This window comes from Caproiciproducens sp. LBM24188, from assembly GCF_054130445.1.
The window spans coordinates 2586898-2602623 of record NZ_CP196862.1; the positions used below are offsets into that span (position 1 = coordinate 2586898).

At 52.1% G+C, this 15726-nt stretch carries 11 protein-coding genes; 4 read left to right on the forward strand and 7 right to left on the reverse strand.

Going from position 1 to position 15726, the window contains the following annotated elements:
- The first annotated feature begins 73 nt into the window (after positions 1-73).
- Positions 74-2023, forward strand: a complete 1950-nt coding sequence (metG, locus tag ACSVDI_RS12195) for a methionine--tRNA ligase (protein WP_457943261.1) — start codon at positions 74-76, stop codon at positions 2021-2023.
- 1 nt (position 2024) lies between these two features.
- On the forward strand, positions 2025-2798 hold the full coding sequence (locus tag ACSVDI_RS12200) for a TatD family hydrolase (protein WP_457943263.1): 774 nt from the start codon (positions 2025-2027) through the stop codon (positions 2796-2798).
- Positions 2799-2867: 69 nt separating this feature from the next.
- Here ACSVDI_RS12200 and ACSVDI_RS12205 read toward each other — a convergent pair whose 3' ends face one another.
- Both ACSVDI_RS12205 and ACSVDI_RS12210 read right to left on the reverse strand, forming a co-directional pair.
- A complete protein-coding gene (locus ACSVDI_RS12205; RefSeq protein WP_457943265.1) occupies positions 2868-3575 on the reverse strand; it encodes a YjgB family protein in 708 nt (235 codons plus the stop codon).
- Between the two features lie 176 nt (positions 3576-3751).
- A complete protein-coding gene (locus tag ACSVDI_RS12210) occupies positions 3752-6076 on the reverse strand; it encodes a SpoIIE family protein phosphatase (RefSeq protein ID WP_457943267.1) in 2325 nt (774 codons plus the stop codon).
- Between the two features lie 407 nt (positions 6077-6483).
- On the opposite strand from ACSVDI_RS12210, the gene ACSVDI_RS12215 reads away from it, so the two are divergent.
- Together ACSVDI_RS12215 and trpS are read left to right on the forward strand one after the other, a co-directional pair.
- Positions 6484-7671 carry an aminotransferase-like domain-containing protein gene (locus ACSVDI_RS12215; RefSeq protein WP_457943269.1) on the forward strand — a complete coding sequence of 396 codons (1188 nt, stop codon included), beginning with the start codon at positions 6484-6486 and terminating at the stop codon, positions 7669-7671.
- 96 nt (positions 7672-7767) lie between these two features.
- Complete coding sequence (trpS, locus tag ACSVDI_RS12220; RefSeq protein WP_457943271.1) at positions 7768-8784, forward strand: tryptophan--tRNA ligase; 1017 nt, start codon at positions 7768-7770, stop codon at positions 8782-8784.
- Positions 8785-8893: 109 nt separating this feature from the next.
- On the opposite strand, the gene ACSVDI_RS12225 is transcribed toward trpS, so the two are convergent.
- The 5 genes from ACSVDI_RS12225 to ACSVDI_RS12245 all read right to left on the reverse strand — a co-directional run bounded on the left by ACSVDI_RS12225 (position 8894) and on the right by ACSVDI_RS12245 (position 15530).
- On the reverse strand, positions 8894-11038 hold the full coding sequence (locus tag ACSVDI_RS12225; RefSeq protein ID WP_457943273.1) for a cell division protein FtsA: 2145 nt from the start codon (positions 11036-11038) through the stop codon (positions 8894-8896).
- 279 nt (positions 11039-11317) lie between these two features.
- Positions 11318-12565 (reverse strand): ABC transporter permease, encoded by a 1248-nt coding sequence (locus ACSVDI_RS12230; RefSeq protein ID WP_457943275.1) that lies wholly within the window; start codon positions 12563-12565, stop codon positions 11318-11320.
- On the reverse strand, positions 12556-13275 hold the full coding sequence (locus tag ACSVDI_RS12235; RefSeq protein WP_457943277.1) for an ABC transporter ATP-binding protein: 720 nt from the start codon (positions 13273-13275) through the stop codon (positions 12556-12558). The genes ACSVDI_RS12230 and ACSVDI_RS12235 overlap by 10 nt, the downstream gene beginning before the upstream one ends.
- An 11-nt stretch (positions 13276-13286) precedes the next feature.
- Complete coding sequence (locus ACSVDI_RS12240; RefSeq protein ID WP_457943278.1) at positions 13287-14657, reverse strand: efflux RND transporter periplasmic adaptor subunit; 1371 nt, start codon at positions 14655-14657, stop codon at positions 13287-13289.
- Between the two features lie 21 nt (positions 14658-14678).
- Positions 14679-15530, reverse strand: coding sequence for a hypothetical protein (locus tag ACSVDI_RS12245; RefSeq protein ID WP_457943279.1), 852 nt, complete (start codon positions 15528-15530; stop codon positions 14679-14681).
- Positions 15531-15726 lie beyond the last annotated feature (196 nt).

Sequence of the window (15726 nt, forward strand, 5' to 3'; positions counted from 1 at the left end):
CGGCTCCCGGCGTAACACTGGCCGCCAAAAGCGGCGGAAACTTCCGGTCAGCAACGAAAGGATGATCTTTATCATGGAAAAGAAAACATTCTACATTACCACGCCGATTTATTACCCCTCCGGCAAAGCGCACATCGGCCACAGCTACTGCACGGTCGCGAGCGATGCCATTGCGCGCTACAAACGAATGCAGGGCTATGACGTCATGTTTCTGACCGGGACGGACGAACACGGCCAGAAGATTGAAATTAACGCCGCAAAAGAAGGGGTTACCCCGAAAGAATACGTGGATAAAATTGTGGCCGGATTCCAGGACTTATGGAAGCTGCTGAACATCTCTAATGACCGTTTTATCCGTACCACGGACGATTATCACGTAAAGGCCGTACAGAAAATTTTTAAAGTCCTGTACGACAAAGGTGAAATCTATAAAGGAAAATACGAAGGCTGGTACTGCACCCCCTGTGAATCGTTCTGGACAGAAACCCAGCTGAAAGATGGAAAATGCCCTGACTGCGGGCGCGAAGTCAAGCTGGCAAACGAAGAAGCCTACTTCTTCCGTCTTTCCAATTACGCAGACCGCCTGCTGAAACTGTATGAGGATCAGCCGGACTTTATTCAGCCGGACAGCCGCAAAAATGAAATGATTAATTTCATTAAGCAGGGTCTGGAGGACCTATGCGTATCCCGCACCAGCTTTACCTGGGGCATTCCGGTTGATTTCGACCCCAAGCATGTGGTGTACGTCTGGCTGGACGCACTGACCAACTATATTACCGCAATGGGTTACGGCTCGGAGGACGACTCTGACTACCGCAAATACTGGCCCGCAGACGTTCACTTTGTGGGAAAGGAAATTGTGCGTTTCCACACCATCATTTGGCCCGCCATGCTGATGGCGCTGGATCTTCCCCTGCCGAAGCAGGTTTACGGCCACGGCTGGCTGCTGTTCGGCGACGGCACGAAGATGAGCAAGTCCAAAGGCAACGTGGTGGACCCGGTTATCCTGTGCAACCGCTACGGCGTAGACGCCATCCGTTATTTCCTGCTGCGTGAAATTCCTTTCGGAGCGGACGGGCTGTTCACCAACGAAGCGCTGATTAACCGCATTAATGCCGACCTTGCCAACGATTTGGGCAACCTGCTTTCCCGTACCACCGCCATGGCGGAAAAATACTTCGGCGGGGTCATTCCTGAACAGCGGGAAAGTGCTCCGGTGGACGACGAACTGATTGAAATGGCAAAGGGACTCCGCGCCAAGTGCGACGCCGCAATCGACAGCTACCAGTTCAGCACCGCTCTGGCGGAAATCTGGAAGCTGATCGCCCGCACGAACAAGTATATTGACGAAACCATGCCTTGGGCCCTTGGGAAGGACGAAAGCAAACGCGCGCGCCTTGCAACGGTCATTTACAACCTGTGCGAAAGCCTGCGCATCGTTTCCGTTCTGATTACCCCCTTCATGCCGGAAACCGCACCGAAGATTCAAGCCCAACTCGGCGTTGGGGCACAGGCGGTGACGTATGAATCTGCGGCACAGTGGGGTGTTCTTCCCACCGACGCAGTGATTCGCAAGGGTGAAACCCTGTTCCCGCGTATCGACGTGGAAAAGGAAATTGAAGAGCTGAACCAGCTGATTCCGAACCCTAGTGCAGAAAACACGAAGGCACAGCCGGAAGCGAAAAAAATTGAGGGCCTTGCACAAATCGGAATAGACGATTTCAGTAAGGTGGAGCTGCGGGTTGCGACCATAAAAGCCTGCGAGCCAATCAAACGCGCGAAAAAGCTGCTGAAGCTGACGCTGGATGACGGTACGGGCGAACGCACAGTGGCTTCCGGCATCGCACAGTGGTACAAGCCGGAAGACCTTATCGGTCACAGCATCATTCTGGTGGCCAACCTGAAGCCTGCCGTTCTGTGCGGTGTGGAAAGCCAGGGTATGATTTTGGCCGCCGACGCTGGCGAAAACGACGTTCGGGTTGTGTTTGTGGACGGCGTCCCCGCAGGGAGCAGGATTCGCTGATATGGCGGAGTATCGTAATATCTTTGATTCCCACGCGCATTATGACGATGCGGCATTTGACGAAGACCGGGAAGTGTTCCTCGCGGAGCTGCCGCAAAAAGGCATCTGCAATGTCGTAAACTGCGGTTCGGATTTAGATTCTTCCCGCGCGTCCATCGAACTCGCGGCGAAATATCCCTACTTTTATGCGGCGGCGGGTATTCACCCCGAATGCGTTAAGGATGCGCCCGCCGATGCCATGGAACAGCTGGAAGTGCTTCTTTCATCCCCAAAAATCGTGGCCGTGGGCGAAATCGGGCTCGATTATCATTTTGAGGAAAACGCACCGCGCGAAGAACAAATTCAGCTTTTCGAAGAACAGATTCAGCTGGCGAAAGCCCGCGATCTGCCCATTATTGTGCATGACCGCGAAGCACATGGGGACACCATGGAGCTGCTGCGCAAACACCGCCCGAAGGGTGTGGTGCACTGCTTTTCCGGCAGCGTAGAAATGGCGAAGGAAGTGCTTCGCCTGGGAATGTATATCGGCCTTGGCGGCGCGGTCACCTTCAAAAACGCACGCGTCCCGGTCGAAGTTGCCGCGGCGGTACCGGCGGAACGGCTTCTGTTGGAAACGGACTGCCCGTATATGGCACCCGTTCCATTCCGCGGCAAGCGAAATGACTCTTCCCTGATTGCTTGGGTTGCCCGCCGAATCGCGGAAATCCGCGGCACGACACCGGAGGAACTTCTTCTGCTCACCCGCCGCAACGCGGAAACACTATTCGGAATATAAAATGCTGTTCTACAAAAAAGGAACTGCCTTGCGGCAGTTCCTTTTATTTTTGGATTTTTAATTTTATGATTACCACTGCCTGCCGGGATCATCTGCCATGGAATTCACCGTTCCATCGGGGTAGAATACGGAATAATGGTCCAGTTTTGGGTCTTCGCCCGATTTGGCCGTTGGGAACACCATCAGAATTTTAAATTCCTTTGTAATGACATACCCAATGATTTCTTCGTTGGAGCCCTTGTTGTCGTAATCTGGCTTGCCGAAAACTGCTTTCGTCTGAGAAAGCGTAATGTTCTTCAGTGTGCTGTCCGTAGAACGCACTTCAAATAGCTGAGAGCCCTTGTTAAAGCCGAACACGGCGTTATGCTTGGCATAAGTCACATAAGTACCCTTTGCGGCGGCAATATACTCGGACTTATCTTCTTTACCCCATTTTTCCTGCACTTCGTCCACCAAATTGGTTTTCACAGCAAAATCAATGTTTAGGACTTTTCCTTCCTGAGCCGCCTTCTTCATGTTCTGCAGCATGGCCTTCTGCTGTTCTTCGTTCGCCGAAGAAGCAGACTGGGAGGTCTCACTGGAAGACACCTGCGAAGAAGCCGCTTCCACGGATGTGGTAGAAGACGAAGATTCCTCCGACGATACCGGGCTGGAGGGTGCTTGCGAGGAAGAAGAGGGAGAACTCGGTGTCTGATCGGGTTTATTGCAGGCGGAAAGCGATAAAATCATAGCAAAAGCAAGACATACAATCATGAATTTTCTGAATCGGTTGCGCATATAGAATACCTCCTGATCATAAGCCGAAACCCACTTTTCCGGGAATCCGGCTTTCCTTTCAGCTCCCTGTGTGCAGTATCATCTTACACCATCAGGAAGCGAGATGCAAGTTTTGTATCAGGAATTTAACCGTTGTTTCAATTGGTTCACTTTTAATTTTCCCGCTTGTCCACGCTCTATTCCCGCTTAAACAGCTTTAAAACCAAAACGGTAATGTCGTCATCATGGCCGTCGCTGCGGCGGGAAATCGCCTGGGAAACCAGTTCCTCGGCCAACTCCTGCGGAACCTGTCCATTCCATGTTTCAATGACTTTGCAAACCCATTCATCGCCCGCAGCAAGGGCGCCGTCCGAAAGCTGTACCAGTAAATCCCCTTCCTCCAGCGTTTCCGATGCTTTCGCAAACTTCGTGTCGTTCAAAATGCCGATAGGAAGACTGGGCGCGTCCACTTTTACCGCACGTCCGTTTTTCCTCAGGATGCTGATGGGCGCTCCGGCCTTCATAATTTCTACGCTGCCGCTGAACAAATCCACAGCGGCAAGGTCAATGGTGGAAAGCGATTCATCGCCCGATTTGACCATCAGAGCCGAGTTTACAATTTTCAACGCCGCATCAAACCCGATTCCGGCCTTAATCATACGCGACATGATTCCGCTTGCCATAGCACCGTCCACCGCCGCGCGTCCACCAGTTCCCATGCCGTCACAGACCATAGTAATTTGACGGCCGTTTCCGTCGGAAAAGCATTCCCAGCTGTCGCCGCAAAGCTGTGCGTTCCCACAGGAGTGCTGAGCACAACCGGTCACCGCGCGGTAAAGCGGCATCTCGCTCATCTGCATCCGGAACTTTCCCTTGACCAGGCTGACACAGGGCTGCTGAAACACTCTTCCGCACGCGCGGGAAATTTCAGCGGTCAGCTGGGCACGATTCAGGCGAACCCCCTCTGCCGGAGCGGCGATAATTTCGATGGACATCCGGTCGAAACGGTCGGTGCGGCAGCTGATGTCAATCGGCAGAATGCCTGCGCTGCGGAGCACATCATTCACCCTCTGCGCAGCGGTAAAGTCGAAGCGTTCATACAGCTCCAGTTCGCTCGCCATATCCTCCAGCATGTTGCTGGTTGTCATAAATTGGTCGGTAACCATGCTGCGGATTTGACGCGCCCGGCTTTCCGCTGCATCCCGAATGGTAAAATCGTGGTAAATCTCATTTACGGAATTTACAACGGAATTCATACGACTGCAATGGGTGGCAAACTGAGCAGGAAAATCCTCCCGTTCAATATAGCCCCTGCTTCTCAGCTTTTCCGTCAGGTCATTGAACGCATTCATGCTCTCGTTGTAATTCCGTTCCCAGCAATAGTATTTCAGTCCGCAGTTGCCGCAGACCGTATCAATCGCCTTTTTATACACTCCGTTAATGTCCGGGGCGCAAACCACGGAAAGCTTCTTGGAAACATCCTCCACCGTTTCCGTTACGCTGCCCAGCGCTTTCGCGGCGTAGTCCAGCTTCATAATGACGGAGCGGCGCAGCCCATCGGCTCGCGCGTTGTCATCCGTGCGGGAAAACAGCCCGACCAGCGGCAGCCCAAGCCGGCTGGGCAGGGCAATATAAACCACCGTTGCGGCCATCACCTCGTAAAGACCGTTCAGCACTGCCGTTTGGCTGCCCACCTGCAGGGACGCCACCCCGTTGGCCAGAATAAACACTGCGACGGAAGCAAGACGCCCCACCGGCGAAAAGAGACCTGCCATCAGGCCCCCCAGCGCGTACGCACCCGAAAGGTAGTTTAGGCCCGAGGTTGACAAACTGAACACCACGCCGGCGGCAATGCCCGCCACGCTCCCGCCGGATACACCGCCATACCGCGCAGCGAACAGAATCGCAATCACAGCAAGTACCCGTGCAATGGAGACCGGCCCGATGGTAAGCGCAGAAAGAGAAAGCAGAAGCACGCCTGTTCCAAGTGCAAGGCAGGCCACTTCCTGCGGGGTCAGTTCCCCGGCTTTTTTACCGGATTCCACAACAGCAAACGAGCGGGACATAAAATATGCCATACCGCCTCCAAGCAGGGATTCGGCCAAATACATGGCAGCCGTGGCGGTACCGGAGCCGTTGACGAACAGAATGGCCAGCCCTGTTGCAAGCATCGGCAGAAAAGCCGTTAGCGGCGCAAACGCCGGGTGCGTCTTCAGCTTCATCAAATCGTTCAGCGTCCAGCGAATCGCCGCAGCCGCCAGCACGCCCGCAATGTAATGCACCGGAACGGACGCGGTGGACGGCAGCAGATACCCCGCTACCGTGCCAAGTATGACGCTCCAAAGGGTAGAGTACGGGCAGGCTGCCACCGCCGCAACCCCAAACGGCGCATACTTTCCAAAGACAATCCCCCGCGCACAAAGCAGCCCAACAGTAAAGTAAACCAGCTGCCTTGCCACCACTTTTGCGGGCGCCGCAGCAACCTCCGCAAAATTGATTTTCCGGGTCTTAACTCTATCCATTATAAAATCACCGCCATAAAATATTTGGATACACATTCATGGATACTTGTCCATTTTTTGGTAAATATAATTATACTATATGTATATGTTACGAATTGTCATAACGTGTTGTAATATTCTGGCGGTTTGCTTCCTTTTCCATCATTTTATTGAAGATTTTCATATTTATAAGGTTTTTTCCGGTCGTTGTTTGTAAAAACAACGCTATACACGGCCATCGAGGAAAAAATAAAAACACACTATGGTCACACATCCCATTCTGTGGTAAAATAAAAAATATTACATAAGAATGGCAGATTTCTCTTACCGCACCTTTCTTCTGAAAACTGCTTGTGGGCCGGGGTTTGGCCCACATTTTGCAAGGAAAAAATGCGACCCCTATTTTGTTTGGATCGGAGCTGACTGAAATGGATTACTTTTTTTCCGACCGTGTGCTGACGCTGAAACCGTCGGCCATCCGGGAAATTTTCAAATATGCGGCAGACCCCGCCGTCATTTCGCTTTCCGCAGGGAACCCTGCGCCGGAAGCCTTCCCCACCCGGGAACTGGCGGAAATCTCCGCGCGACTGATGGTGGAACGCCCCATTGATGCACTCCAGTACAGCATCACCGAGGGCTACGCGCCCCTGCGGGAACAGCTGACCGAATACATGAAGAAAAAGCACCATATCGGCCGCGATTTTGACATGCTGCTGGTCACCAGCGGTGCTCAGCAGGTAATGGACCTTGCCACAAAATCCCTTTGCAACGAAGGCGACGTGGTTTTGTGCGAAGCTCCAAGCTTTATCGGCGCGCTGAACACCTTCCGCTCCTACCGGGCACGCCTGCGCGGAATTCCGGTGGAACCGGACGGAATCAATCTGGAAGAGCTGGAGCGGGCGCTGAAAGAGGAATCCCGCGTTCGGTTCATCTACACCATTCCGAATTTTCAAAATCCAGCCGGCGTAACCATGAGCATGGAAAAACGCCGCGGGTTGTACGAGCTGGCGAAAAAGTACCATGTGCTGATTTTGGAGGACAACCCGTACGGCGACCTTCGGTTTGAAGGGGAACATATTGAAGCAATTAAATCCATCGATGAGGACGGAATCGTCATTTACGCGGGCAGCTTTTCCAAAGTGATTTCCCCCGGCATGCGCGTGGGCTACGCCATTGCCCCACAGCCGATTATTCAGAAAATGGTGGTCTGCAAACAGGGCAGCGACGTGCACACCAACATTTGGGCGCAGATGCTTTGCAGTGAATTTCTTTCCAACTATGACTTTGACGCGCATCTGGAACGCCTGCGCGCCATCTACCGAAAAAAATACGGGGTTGCCGCAGACGCTATCCGGCGCTACTTCCCCGCTGCCATAACCTATCACCCCATTCAGGGCGGCCTTTTCCTATGGTGTACCCTGCCAGACGGTGCAGATATGCCCGGCTTTTGCAAACAGGCTGTTCTGCGCAAGGTATGCGTGGTGCCGGGCAACGCGTTCCTAACGGATGAAACTCTTCCCTGCCAGTCGTTCCGCATCAACTTTTCCACCCCGACGGACGAACAGCTGGAACGCGGCATTCACATTTTGGGCGACTTGGCAAAGGAAATTTTGTAATATTTCCGTTCGGCTGGAACGGATTTCAGCAACTCATGTCTTTTCTTTTGAATTTTTTACAATAAAGATTGAAATGCAGATACGGAGGCACTCACCATGGAAACAGAAAATACGGAACGCAAAAAAGTAATTTTCAGCGCCATTCAGCCAAGCGGAACCATTACGCTCGGGAACTATTTGGGCGCGCTAAAAAATTGGATTACCCTGCAGGATGAATACGACTGTATTTTCGCTTTGGCCGACCTTCACACCATTACGGTTCGGCAGACCCCGGCCGACTTCCGCCGCCACACGCTGGAAGCTTATGCGCTTTTGCTGGCCTGCGGCATCGACCCGGAAAAAAGTCCGTTTTTTATTCAAAGCCATGTAAACACCCACGCACAGCTTGCGTGGATACTGAACTGCTATACCCAGTTCGGCGAACTGCAGCGTATGACGCAGTTCAAGGATAAATCCGCCAAACACGCCGACAACGTAAACGCCGGCCTGTTCACCTACCCCAGCCTGATGGCCGCAGATATTCTGCTGTATCAGGCCGATCTGGTTCCCGTGGGTGCCGACCAGAAACAGCATCTGGAGCTGACCCGCAACATTGCGGAGCGCTTCAACAGCGCTTACAGCCCCACCTTCACCGTGCCGGACGCCTACATTCCAAAGCAGGGTGCGCGGGTCATGTCGCTTCAGGACCCGTCTAAAAAGATGAGCAAATCCGATGAAAACACCAACGCTTATGTCGCCGTGCTGGATAAGCCGGAAGACATTCTACGTAAATTCAAACGTGCGGTAACGGACAGTGATTCCCACGTATGCCGTGCTGAAGGCAAGGACGGAATTAACAACCTGATCGGCATTTACTCCTGCATCACCGGCAAAACCGACGAGCAGATCGAAGCGGAATTCGAGGGCAAAGGCTACGGCGATTTCAAAACCGCCGTGGGCGAAGCGGTCATCGAGCATCTGCGCCCGATTCAGGAACGCTATGCAGACTACATTAAAAACAAAGATTTCCTTGAAAAGTGCTATACAGAAGGTGCGCAGAAAGCGCTTGCCATTTCCACAAGGACCCTGAACAAAGTTATGAAAAAAATCGGGTTCATTCCAAAGGCGTTTTAATTCAACCAGAACCACAAAAGGGAGTAAGGTCAAATGAATTTTCATTCATTTGACCTTACTCCCTTTATTTGTATCACCGCGTAGGGTGCGGCAGTGCTTTTTCGGTAACTTAAGGTTCTTCCCAGTGGATGTCGATGACATCGCCTTCCTGCAGCTTTTGCAGATAGGCGGCATCTGCTCCGTTAATCTGAATCACAATTCTTCGGCCCTCCGGTTTGGTCAAGTCCATGTGCACCAGGTTCAGCATATCCACCAGGTAATACGGAGTGCCCCCCTCCTTCTGCGGAAGGGACAGATACTCATTATTCAGCACCACATGTAGGACCGCCGTTTGGGGAACTTCCTCTTCCGGTTCCGCAGCAGCTTCCCCGGGAACGTCCTCCGGGGAAACCGACTCCAAGGAATGGGTTTCCATAGGGGCCGCCTCCTGCTGCACCGAAGGAACAGGCGCCGGCTGCACTTCTTCGGGCTTTTCTTCTTTTTCCGGTTCCGCGGTAATCACATCCCCGTCGGACAAAACCATGCCGGCCTGCGCAGACTTGCCGTTGATCCAGTATTCTGCATCCTCCGGAGCTTCCAGAGAACGAAGCAAATCCCCCAGCGTGACAATCTGGGTGTATTCGACTGTGTCATGATGCTGAAGAACCGTGTCCGGTGCGGACAGAACACCGTTGACGAGCGCCCGGGTTCCGATGGAATAGGACTTTCCAAGGAACGTGACGGTGCCCGGGTCGGTAAATGGCACCGCTTCGTACAGGAACGGGCGGGCATCCTTCCCCGGAACGGCAGCTTGAAAGGTAATGTCATCCCCGGCCTTTACCAGGGAAGAAACCGTTGCTTCCGCCCCGTTGATAAGGATTTTCGCCACTTCCGGCACACCGCCCCGGAAAACCCGTTTCTCCCCGTTTACTTCCACCAGCACGCTGCGGCCGGAACGGCTGATCAGCTGATTGTAGCCGTACCCGTTCATCATGAGCACATCCAGCACCGTCAGCTTTTTGCTGCGGAACAGCTTCGCCTTGTTCCCGTTCAGGGTTATGGAAAAGCTGTCGCTAATCAGGTTCAGCGCAGCGGAAACCGCAATGCCGAGCGGAGTGGCAAATTCCGGCCCGGAAACGTCATAATCCGGCGAATCCACATGCAGCATAAAATTGTTGCCGCCAATCGCAACACGATTCTGCGGCAAATCGAGGTATTCCGCCACGTAGCCGCACATTCCCGGCAGCTTGCTGCCGCCGCCCACCAGGAACACGGCAGAGGGCTTTCCCCCATTCACCTTTTCAATGTCTTCGCTGATTTCCTGACAGAGCGAGCGGATATCCGGTTCCAGTGTCTGCCGCAGCTCGTCGGCGGAAACGGTCTGCTCAAATCCGAGAATATCCGTATAAGTAAAGCTTTCACTGCTGCTGATTCGGTGCTTGATTTCCTCCGCGTGGTTAAACTCTACCAAATAGTGTTTCATGATGGCTTCCGTAATTTCATCCCCGGCCACCGTAGCCATAGTATACGCCACCACGCTGCCGTCTTTGGAAATGGCAATGTCGGAAGTGCCGGCGCCAATATCCACCAGTGCCAAATTCAGCAGACGCAGCTTTTCCGGAATTGCGGCGTTCATCGCTGCAATTGGTTCCAGCGTCAGGCTGGCAACATCCAGCCCGATTTTATGCATGGTGGTATAAAGGCTGTCCACCACTTCACGCGGCAGAAAAGTCGCGATGACGTCTACGGCAATACACTTTCCCCGGTGATCCAAAAGGGTGGAAATCGGGTAATCGTCCAGCCGGTATTCCATTACGGAGTATCCAACCAAATAAAAGACATGATCCGCTCCCACCTGCGGCTCAAACTGCCGTTCGGCGACTTCAATGGCGCCAGCTTCCAGCCGGCAAATCAAATCCTGCTGAATCGGCTGGTTGTCGTCAAGCTCCATTTCAAAAGTTGCTTTCTCGGTGCGCAGGGCACGCCCTGCCGCGGCGACACAAACATGCTTCAGCTGGTACCCCAGCCGTTTTTCCAGTCGTTCCTTTACATGGCCCGCCACGCGGCTGACCTGTTCAATATCTTCAATCTGCCCGTCAATCATGGCGCGCTTTTTATGTTCTTCCGATTCCACGGCGACAATGCGGAGCTTTTCCCCATCCGGTACGCCTACAATTCCAATTACACTGCGCGTGCCGATATCCAGGGCAAATATGTAGTCCTCCGGAGTTTGCGCCGTTCTGTTTTCCTGTTCCGTCTTTTGCTTCGTTTTCATAACCCGCAGCCTCCGCTTGGGCGGAATCCGTTCTCAGGCCTTGTTCCGCGGCCTGTTCCGCCAATTTCCGCTAATTTTAGTTTAATTCTACTATATATCGGCACAAATTGCAATCAATCCAGAAGCTGCGCATAGGCGAATTTGCAGGCAAAACCGCGTTTTTCTCCGGCAGAACAGGGCAAGTTTTCTATAGAAAACAGCCGCCCCGGAATCACCGGAACGGCTGTGAAACGCTCGGGCAGAAATGCCCGGTGGTATTGGAAATGTATTTCGATTGGTTTATTCGTAACGCAGGGCTTCGATCGGGTCCAGCTTTGCTGCCTTGTTCGCCGGGTAATAGCCAAAGAAAATACCAATGGCCATAGAAAATCCGACGCTAATAAAGATAATGGGAATCGAAACGGTGAGCTCCGCCCCGAGCAAATGCACCCCGATTGCCGCAAGCAATATGCCGAACAGAATTCCGATTGCCCCGCCGACCACGCAAATGATGATGGACTCCACGATAAACTGGGTACGGATAAAACTGTTGCGCGCTCCAAGCGCCTTTCGCGTGCCGATTTCGCGGGTTCGCTCCGTGACGGAAACCAACATGATATTCATAACGCCGATTCCGCCGACCAGCAGCGCGATAGCAGCAATGGCCGCAACGGCGATAGAGATAGTTCCCATCATCGAATTTACTTCGGTCATCATATCTTCCATATTCCGAACATCACACCGGTATCTTTCATTTCCCGCATAAAGCTTATCAAAGTATTTTTGAATCGTTTTGGTAAAAGCGGTGGAATCCACCGTAGACTTTGCTTTTACAGCAAAATCCGAATAGTTTTGATTGTCCAGATGTTCGGTTGCCACGGTAATGGGGACATACATTGCGGTGGAAATGTCCTCGTCCGCCGTTCCACCCATTCCCATCATGGCGGTCTGCTCATATTTATATACGCCGACCACCATGTAGGTGCTCACGTCGTCCCCGCTGTATAACGTAATTTCTTTTCCCAACGGGTCAACGCCGCTTTTAAACATCTTTCCGATTAGTTTATCGGAAACCACTGCAACACGACGGGATTGGTCGATGTCCCGGTCTTTCAGAAACCGGCCGCTGCTAATTTTAATATTTTTAAAAGCCTGGTAGCCTTCGTTCACACCCTGCACGGATACGTTTGCGTAAAGCCGGCCGTCCTTTACCTGCCCGCTTCCCCCGCCGGCGGCAAGGGTCACGTTTTCAATCTCATTCGCGTATTTCTGCTGGAATTTTTCGATTTGTTCACGGGAAAGCAGATCGCTGTCGTCGACTTTGTCCCAGCTACTCTGGCTGTCCCTGGGTACAACGGAAACAACAATGTTGTTGGCACCCAAAGAGGACATGGTGTCGTTCACTTTATTGGTCAGCGCGTCACCGATGGACACAATGGCGATGACCGATCCAATTCCGATGATAATCCCGAGCATGGTCAGCAGGGCACGCACCTTGTTGGATTTCAGCCCTGCGACTGCAAGCAGGACATTTTCTTTCAGGAACATAGCTGCGCCGCCTTTCCCGCTCCCGGCTCATCCGACACAATGCGTCCATCGCGAATCGTTACAATGCGGTCGGTTTCTGCAGCCAGCTCGTTGTTATGGGTAATCAGAACAATGGTTTTCCCATCCTCCCGGTGAACCTTGTGGAACAAATCCATCACCATGCGTCCGGTGGTGGAATCCAGCGCGCCGGTTGGTTCATCTGCCAAAATCATGGCCGGGTCGTTGGCCAGCGCGCGGGCAATAGCAACGCGCTGCTTCTGCCCGCCGGAAAGCTCGTTCGGCAGGTGATACATGCGGTCACCCATACCCACCATTTCCAGAAGCTCTTTGGCGCGCGCCACTCTTTTCCTTCCGTCCACACCGGCATACAGCATGGGCAGCTCCACATTCTTCAGCGCGCTGCTGCGCGGAATCAAGTTAAAGGTCTGGAACACGAACCCGATTTTCCGGTTGCGTACATCGGACATTTCGTTGTCACTCATTTTAGAAATCGGAATGCCGTCCAGAAGATATTCTCCCTCGGTGGGGCGGTCCAGCACGCCAATCATATTCATCAGCGTACTTTTGCCGGAGCCGGACGCGCCCACGATGGAAACAAAATCCCCTTCGTTCACCTGCAGGTTGATCCCCTTGATAATTTCCAGTTCGTTCGGAGTGCCGATATAAAAGCGTTTGTAAATATCGTGCATCTCAATAATCACTCTGCTCATAGCCGCCCCCGTTACATCTTCAGCTTAGAGCCGTCTGAGATATTCTCCGGGTTATTGACAATCTGAACGCCATCCTTGATGCCGCTGCCGGAAACTTCAATGGAAATATCGTTTTCCAGCCCGGTTTGAACCGGCAATTTCTTTGCCTTGTAGCCGTTCTGGTCCTTCACTGCCTCAAACACATAAGCGCTGCCGTCCGCGTCGTGCAGAACCGCGTCGTAGGGTACGGTGTAAATATCTGCTTTTTGGTTGAGGATGATATTCAGTCTGGCCTTCATGCCAATTCGGATTTGCGGATTATTCTGGGTGATTTTCACTTCCGCCGCAAACGTGACGGTGCCGTTGTCTTGCGAGGTTGTGGTCGTCTGCGTTCCCTGAACGGTATTTACGGTTGCCGCCGGTGCCACCTTTGTGACAACGCCCGCGATTTCCTTATCCCCGCTGGCATCGGTTTTAATCACCACTTTTTTGCCCACAGTAACCTGGTCAACATCGTATTCCTTAATCTGCGTTTTTACAATCAGATCGTTCGTGTCCTCCACGGTAAACAGAACACCGTTCGGCACAGCCCCCACCACTGCGTTGGAAACGGTAACCGTTCCGTCAATCGGCGCAGTAATGACACCGTCCCGCAGGTTTTCCTGCTGTTTTGCCAGCGTAACATCCTGGCTTTTGTCGTTCATCTTGGCCTGAGCCGCATCATAAGCGTTTTTCAGGGCTTTCAAATTCTGCTGTGCCTGATTCTGCGCAACGGTCAGCGAAGTGGACGCTTTATCATAGGCATTCTGCGCCGCCGTCAGTTTCGCCTTTGCCTGATCCAGCGCCAGCTTGGAAATCTCCCCGTTGTCATACTGGTATTTCGCATAGTTGTAATTGGATTTTTCCGTGTTTAAATCCTGCTGCGCCGCCGTTAGCGCCGCTTTGGCGGAAACGATATCCGCGTTTTGATTGTTATTGTACAGGGACAGCGCGTTTTCATAATCGGCTTTTGCCTTTTCCAACGCGAGTCTGGCGCTTTTCTGTGCATATTCGTTGCTGTACTTCGCGCTCTCTACGTCTTTGGAAAGGGAGTCCGTATCCAGAATTGCCAACGTCTGGCCGGCTTTTACCACGTCGCCGACCTTAGCGTACACTTCTTTCACCGGATATGTCAGTGTGGTGTAAACATTTTTGGAGTTGTTGCTCTGTACGGTACCCGTCACGCTGACACTATCCTGAATACTTGTTTTTTTCAGCGAAGTCGTTTGTACCTGTGGAATCAGGTTTTCTTTTGCAGCCGCCGCAGAACGAGAACACGCGTAAAACAGTACGGCGACAATCACCAACAGAACCGCGAAAATAATAATTTTCTTTTTGCTGAGGTGGAACCTGTGCGTTTTCATATTGTCTACTCCTAATAACAATTAATAATATTGAACTGCGTCGGGGCTTTCGCCATTATGGTCGCGTGCATAGTCATACTTAAGGTACGCCATATAAAGGCTGTTCTTATTCTGTGCCACGGTATTGGCCAGAACCTGAACCTCCTGATTCAAATCGTCCAGTTCCTTCTGGGAAGCATACCCTGCAGCCACTTTCTGCTTTGTTGTCTGCAAGTCGTTTTGTTTTTTCTGGTAAGTATCGTTATTCTGATGATATTGATCTCCTGCGGATTTCAGCGCATTGTACAGAGTGTGGAACGCTTCCACTCCGCCGGTCATCTCGGAATCCGACGCATCGGAACCGGACAAATCATTCCATCCTAATTTTTTAAGGTCCGATTTGTAATTAATATTGTTGATCTTCGCTTCCAAATCCAGTTTGCTGTAATCCATGGGCTTTACGACCAGCTTATCCACGTCGTCCAGTTCCAGCATATGCCGGAGCACCAAGGAGTCCTGGGAACGTTTCATGGAATGCTGCTGTTGGCTGTTCAGTTGGTCCGTCACTGCCTGAACCGCGTCGTCATAAGCCTTTTTCGAGCCGTACCCCTGCTCATACTTCTTTTTTGCGTTGTCCCGTTCCTGCACCTTGCTGTTGTAGGTGTAGGTGTCCGAGTCGGTTATCAGCATGTCGTTGCAGTATGTAAGATATTGAATCTGCGCGGAAAGCAGCTGCTGATCGTAGGTTCCGCTTTGTGAATTCCCCGGGAGCAGGTCTTCCAGGTTCTCCATGGAAAGCGTAACGGTATCGCCCTTCCGCGTCGCAGCAAAAGCAGGAATGCCCGCCGTTACCGTGATAAGAACTGCAAGGAACAGGCTAAAAATCTTTTTCAAAATGTATTCCTCCTTAGTGATGATGATAAGCGACTAATTTTAAATCTAATTAAATGTGATTATACCAACTTTTCCCTTGAAATTGTGAATAAAACGTGAAGATACGGTCAAACGAAAACGTTCATAAAACTTCTAGGGGACTGCTCATAAAGTCGGTAAAACAGCAATTCAAAGCCGCGAATATTCTGGCTGAAGC

Bases quoted from the DNA above. Each gene is read 5' to 3' on its own strand.
- ACSVDI_RS12215 (WP_457943269.1), top strand. From the start codon at position 6,484: ATGGATTACTTTTTTTCCGACCGTGTGCTGACGCTGAAACCGTCGGCC.
- ACSVDI_RS12235 (WP_457943277.1), bottom strand. From the start codon at position 13,275: ATGAGCAGAGTGATTATTGAGATGCACGATATTTACAAACGCTTTTAT.
- trpS (WP_457943271.1), top strand. From the start codon at position 7,768: ATGGAAACAGAAAATACGGAACGCAAAAAAGTAATTTTCAGCGCCATT.
- ACSVDI_RS12230 (WP_457943275.1), bottom strand. From the start codon at position 12,565: ATGTTCCTGAAAGAAAATGTCCTGCTTGCAGTCGCAGGGCTGAAATCC.
- ACSVDI_RS12210 (WP_457943267.1), bottom strand. From the start codon at position 6,076: ATGGATAGAGTTAAGACCCGGAAAATCAATTTTGCGGAGGTTGCTGCG.
- ACSVDI_RS12240 (WP_457943278.1), bottom strand. From the start codon at position 14,657: ATGAAAACGCACAGGTTCCACCTCAGCAAAAAGAAAATTATTATTTTC.
- ACSVDI_RS12225 (WP_457943273.1), bottom strand. From the start codon at position 11,038: ATGAAAACGAAGCAAAAGACGGAACAGGAAAACAGAACGGCGCAAACT.
- ACSVDI_RS12200 (WP_457943263.1), top strand. From the start codon at position 2,025: ATGGCGGAGTATCGTAATATCTTTGATTCCCACGCGCATTATGACGAT.
- ACSVDI_RS12205 (WP_457943265.1), bottom strand. From the start codon at position 3,575: ATGCGCAACCGATTCAGAAAATTCATGATTGTATGTCTTGCTTTTGCT.
- metG (WP_457943261.1), top strand. From the start codon at position 74: ATGGAAAAGAAAACATTCTACATTACCACGCCGATTTATTACCCCTCC.